General features: G+C 74.1%; 4 protein-coding genes. 1 reads left to right on the forward strand and 3 read right to left on the reverse strand.

What is annotated here, in order from left to right:
* Positions 1 to 34 precede the first annotated feature (34 nt).
* A complete protein-coding gene (locus tag ACFWFI_RS40900) occupies positions 35 to 1,177 on the reverse strand; it encodes a glycosyltransferase family 4 protein (RefSeq protein ID WP_387400751.1) in 1,143 nt (380 codons plus the stop codon).
* Between the two features lie 77 nt (positions 1,178 to 1,254).
* On the opposite strand from ACFWFI_RS40900, the gene ACFWFI_RS40905 reads away from it, so the two are divergent.
* Positions 1,255 to 2,529: a glycosyltransferase 87 family protein gene (locus ACFWFI_RS40905; RefSeq protein ID WP_387400753.1), complete on the forward strand. Its 1,275-nt coding sequence runs from the start codon at positions 1,255 to 1,257 to the stop codon at positions 2,527 to 2,529.
* Here ACFWFI_RS40905 and ACFWFI_RS40910 read toward each other — a convergent pair.
* Entirely contained in the window at positions 2,486 to 3,739 is a 1,254-nt protein-coding gene (locus ACFWFI_RS40910) for a hypothetical protein (RefSeq protein ID WP_387400754.1), read from the reverse strand. The two genes, ACFWFI_RS40905 and ACFWFI_RS40910, sit on opposite strands and share 44 nt — an antisense overlap.
* A gap of 16 nt (positions 3,740 to 3,755) precedes the next feature.
* Positions 3,756 to 4,778, reverse strand: coding sequence for a C40 family peptidase (locus ACFWFI_RS40915; protein ID WP_387400756.1), 1,023 nt, complete (start codon positions 4,776 to 4,778; stop codon positions 3,756 to 3,758).
* Positions 4,779 to 4,939: the final 161 nt, after the last annotated feature.

A 4,939-nucleotide genomic window follows, 5' to 3' on the forward strand; every position in this document is an offset into this window, starting at 1 on the left:
CCACGACCGGTGCGGGGCCCCTCCTCGTACGTGCTCAGAGCAGCGCCCTCAGGTGTTCGGCGAGCAGGTCCCAGCGCCATTTCTCCTCGACCCACGCCCTGCCGCGCTCCCCCATGCGCCGGCGCAGCTCCGGGTCGCCGAGCAGGGTGACGATCCGGTCGGCGGACTCCTCGGCGGAGCCGCCCCGCACCACCCACCCGGTCTCGCCGTCGAGCACGGCGTCCGGGGCGCCGCCCGAGTCGCCCGCCACGACCGGGAGCCCGGTCGCGGACGCCTCCAGGTAGACGATGCCGAGGCCTTCGACGTCGAGTCCGCCGCGCCGGGTCCGGCAGGGCATGGCGAACACGTCGCCTGCGCCGTAGTGCGCGGGCAGCTCCTCCCAGGGCACCGGTCCGGTGAAGCGCACGGAGTCCTGGACACCGGTCTCGGCCGCCAGCTTCTTCAGCTGCCCGGCGTACGGGCCGCCGCCCACGACGAGCAGGACGGCGTCCGGCACCCGTGCCAGGATCGCGGGCATGGCCAGGACGAGGGTGTCCTGGCCCTTGCGCGGCACGAGCCGCGACACACACACGACGACGGGCCGGTCCGCGAGCCCCAGCCGGGCCCGGACCCGGTCGCCGCCGGAGGCCGGGTGGAAGGTCTTCTCGTCGACCCCGGGCGGCAGCTGCACCATGCGGGCCGCGGCCTCCGGGGTGAGCGCGGCGGCGATCCTGGACCGGGTGTACTCGCCGAGGTAGGTGATCGTGTCGGTGCCCTCGCCGATGCGGCGCAGCAACTGCCGGGACGCGGGCAGTTGGGCCCAGCCCGCCTCGTGGCCGTGCGTGGTGGCCACGATCCGGCGGGCGCCGGCCCTGCGGAGCGCGGGCGCCATCAGCCCGAGGGGGGCGGCCGCGCCGAACCACACGGAGGAGCAACCGTGCTCGCGCAGCAGCCGGACCGCCTGCCGGGTGACCCGCGGGGTGGGCAGCAGCATCGTCGTACGGTCGCGTACGACGGTGAACGGCTGCTCGGCGTCGAAGGCCGCGGTCGCCTCGGCGCCCTCCGCGCCGCGCTTCCAGGTGGAGGCGTAGACGACGAGCCGCTCGGGTTCCATGCGCAGCGCCATGTTGTGCAGGAAGGCCTGGATGCCGCCGGGGCGGGGCGGGAAGTCGTTCGTCACGATCAGCGTCTTGTCCATCGCCGCCGACAGTACCGGGCGGCCCGACGGCCCTGCCTGACGGCTCCCGCACAGCCTGGGCCTGCATCATGGCGTGCATGACGGTCAGGACAGGTACGAGTGGCCGGGGGAGCCGGGGTCTGTCCCTCGCCGTATGGGGCCTCACCCGGGCGGTGCTGCTGCTCTGCGTCTTCAAGGTGTTCACGGTGCCGGGCCCGGACGTCACGAGCGATGTCTCGGCGATCTACCGGGGCTGGTACGAGGTCCTCCACGCCGGTTCGTATCCGCTGGACGACGTCACCTGGCAGTATCCGCCCGCCGCCGCGCTCGCCGTGCTCTCCCCGGATCTGCTGCCCTTCCTGGAGTACGCCTCCGCCTTCTTCGTCCTCGTACTGCTGTGTGACGCGGTGGTGTTCGGGCTTCTGCTGTACGCGGGAAGCCGTCCGGGCATGCGCGACGCGGGCACGCGGCTCTGGGTGGCGGGCGTGCCCCTTCTCGGGCCGACCGTGTACGCCCGCTACGACCTGATGGTGACGGCCGTCGCGGTGGCGGCACTGCTGGCGGGTGTGCGCCACCCCAGGGTGCTCGGGGCGCTGGCCGCCTTCGGGACGCTGCTGAAGGTGTGGCCGGTGCTGCTGCTGGTGGGCACGGCCCGGGGCAGGGACACCCGCCGGGCCTGGTCGTCGGCGGCGGTGACGGCAGGCGTACTGGCCCTGGCGGCCGCGGTGTCGCTGCCCGGCGCGTTCGCCTTCCTGACGTTCCAGCGGGACCGGGGGCTGGAGATCGAGTCGCTGGGGGCGCTGGTCTTCCATGTGGCCCGGCAGTTCGGCTGGGAGGGCCGGGTCGAGCTCCGCTACGGCTCGATGGAATTCGCCGGCCCGCACGTGGCGCTGGTGAGCACGCTGGCCCTGGCGCTGAGCGTGCTCGCCTTCGGCTGGCTGCTGGTGTGGCGCCTGCGGGCGCGTACGTTCGCCGCCCACACCCCTGCGGACGCCGCGTTCACCGCGGTGCTGCTGTTCACCGTCACCAGCCGTGTCATCAGCCCCCAGTACATGGTGTGGCCGCTCGGTCTCGCCGCCGTGTGCCTGGCGTTCCGGGGCAGCCGGATGGCGCGGCCCGCATGTCTGGTCCTGGTGGCCACCGCCGTCACGCTGCTGGAGTTCCCGCTCGGCTTCGCGCACGTGGTGGCCAGTGACGCGGAGGGCGTGGCCCTCATGGCGGTACGCAACGGCCTGCTGGCGGTGGCGACGCTGGACGCCTGCCGACGGCTGTGGCGTGCCACGGTGCCGGAGGCACCGGGGGTGTGGCAGGGGCGCACGGGGAAGCGGATCAGCCGAGCCGGCCGCGCAGATACTCCCGCCAGCGCGCCGTGAAGTCCTGGGTAGTGGTGCCGAGCACCGTGTGCATGGCCTGCTCCACGGCCCCGTCCCGCTCCGAACGGCTCCCTACGGCCTTGTAGAAGGCGATCAGCTCGTCCTCGCCCCAGTCCCGCGCGATCATCTCGCAGGCCAGCCAGCCGCCCTCGTACGCCCTGGAGAGCTTCGCCGCGTCCTCGCCGAAGCCGAAGTCCCCGTCGGCCGGCAGCTCCGCGGGCAAATCACCGGACTGGACCGCCTCCGTGAGCTCCGGCGCGATCTCGGGGGCGGTGCGGCTCTCCTGGCGGTAGGCGGTCCAGTCGGCGAAGCCCTCGGAGAGCCAGACGGGAGTCGCGGCGGAGGTGTGCGGCCGGGTCGCGACATGGGTGGTCTCGTGGGTCAGGACGACCCGCTGTCCGAAGTCGCCGAGCATTCCGTACGCCTGCGGATTGACGATCACCCGGTCCGCGGGCGCCTGGCCGCTCCCGCCGACCTCGCCGGTGGTGACGGCCGCTATGCCCCGGTAGCTGGCCACGGGTGAGTCCAGGAGCCCCGCCATGTCCTCCACGGACTCGGGGACGAGCACCACGACCCGCTCCGCCCAGGGCTCCGGCCAGGAAGCGGTGACGGCCGGGACGGCCCGGTCCGCGGTGTCCGCGATCCGGCGCAGCTCCGCCGCCCGGCGGCCGACCCCGAGGACCAGGCTGTGCGTGCCCCGTACGACCTCGACCTCGCCCTGCTGCCAGAGCTGCCCCGAGGTGCCGTCGGCGGCCCGGTCGGCGGCGACGTACCAGGTGCGGCCTTCGCCGCGGCGGACCAGCTCCACCGTGCGGGAGGAGGACATGGGGGCCTTGTCGTAGCCCTTGATCCGGTAGCGCAGTTCGACCTGGGCGGTGACCCGGTCCGCGCCCTTGTCCGTCACGTCCTTCACCTTGTACGCCCATGACTCCAGCGGTACGTCGGCGAGGTTGTGCAGCTCGGTGCGCTGGGCGGCCCTGAAGGACGCGGCGCCGGGGTCGAGCGCGGCCAGGTACGCGTCGGTGTCGTGCTCCATGACGGCCGCGGCCCGGCGGTCCAGGGTGGCGCCGACCTCCTGGGCCGTGATGCCGGTGGGGGCGTCCCGGGGACCGGCGCACGCGGGCGCGAGCAGCAGAGCGGCGAGCACGGCGCCCGCCGTGCTCCGTCTGCGGGTGCGCTCCCGCCGCGCGTCCTGCGTCCGTACAGCCATTCCGCCGATCGTACGGTCAGACGCGGGTGACCGAGGAGACGGGCATCATGCCGACGGGGTCGTAGCGCACCGGTGCGCCGGGGTACGGGGCGTGGATGACCTGGCCGTTGCCCGCGTACATCCCGATGTGACTCGCGTCCGCACGGTAGGTGACGAGATCGCCGGGCCGCGCCTGCGAGAGCGGCACCATGCGGCCCGCGTACCTCTGTGCCTGCGAGGTCCGGGGCAGGCCGACCCCGGCCTGCGCGTACGCCCACTGCATCAGTCCTGAGCAGTCGAATCCGGCGGGGCCGTTGGCGCCCCAGACATAGGGGCGGCCCAAGGCCTGCCGTGCCGCCATGAGCGCCGCAAGGCCGCGCGCCGAACCCGGTCCTTCGGCGGTGGGAGCGTCGTGGGAGGCGGAGCGCGACGCGCGGCCGAGGGACTCGCGGTCGGCGGCCGGCAGCGCGCGCAGCAGCTGCCGGGCCCGGGCCAGTTTGCCCTCCACGACGCGCTTGTGGCGTGCCACCGCCGCCCGGTCGCGTTCCATGGCGGCGAGGGCCCGGGCGGCCTCCGCGCGACTCTGGGCGATCTTGCGCTGGGCGCGGTGGAGCTTGCGCAGCGTCACGGCCCGGCGCTCGCCCACGCGGTCCAGAGCGGCGGCCCGGTCCAGGAAGGTGTCCGGGTCGGAGGAGAGCAGGAGGGCGACCGAGGGGTCGATGCCACCGGAGCGGTACTGCGCACCCGCCATCGAGCCGAGGGACGCCCGCAGCAGGTTGATGTCCGCCTGTGTCCGGGCCGCCGAGTCCTGGGCCCTGTCGACCCGGCCGCGCAGCCGGACGACGCTCTCCCGGGCACCGTTGTACTCCTCGGTGGCGCGCTCGGCCTCCCCGTACAGCCGGTCGACCGCCTCCTTCGCCGTCTCATGGGTGTCCTCCGGCCCCGCGCTCGCGGGTGCGGTGCCCAGGGTGGCCGCCGCGGTGGCCACGGCGGCGGAAAGGACGGTGGCCCGGACGCCTCGGTTGAGGCCGGGCCCGGTGGGGCGGCGATGCGACACCACAGGAAGCCGCACTCCCTTCCGCTGTACGCAGATGTGCGCAGCCCCTGCCGCCCGGGACGGGCGGACACGACCGGGAGCTGCACGGCAGCGCAGAGAGTAACCGGACGACTACTCAACGGCCAAAGGGCACGCCGGAGAGGAGGATGAGGACGAAACAGCCC

The organism is Streptomyces sp. NPDC060209, assembly GCF_042728155.1.
Classification (GTDB): Bacteria; Actinomycetota; Actinomycetes; order Streptomycetales; family Streptomycetaceae; genus Streptomyces.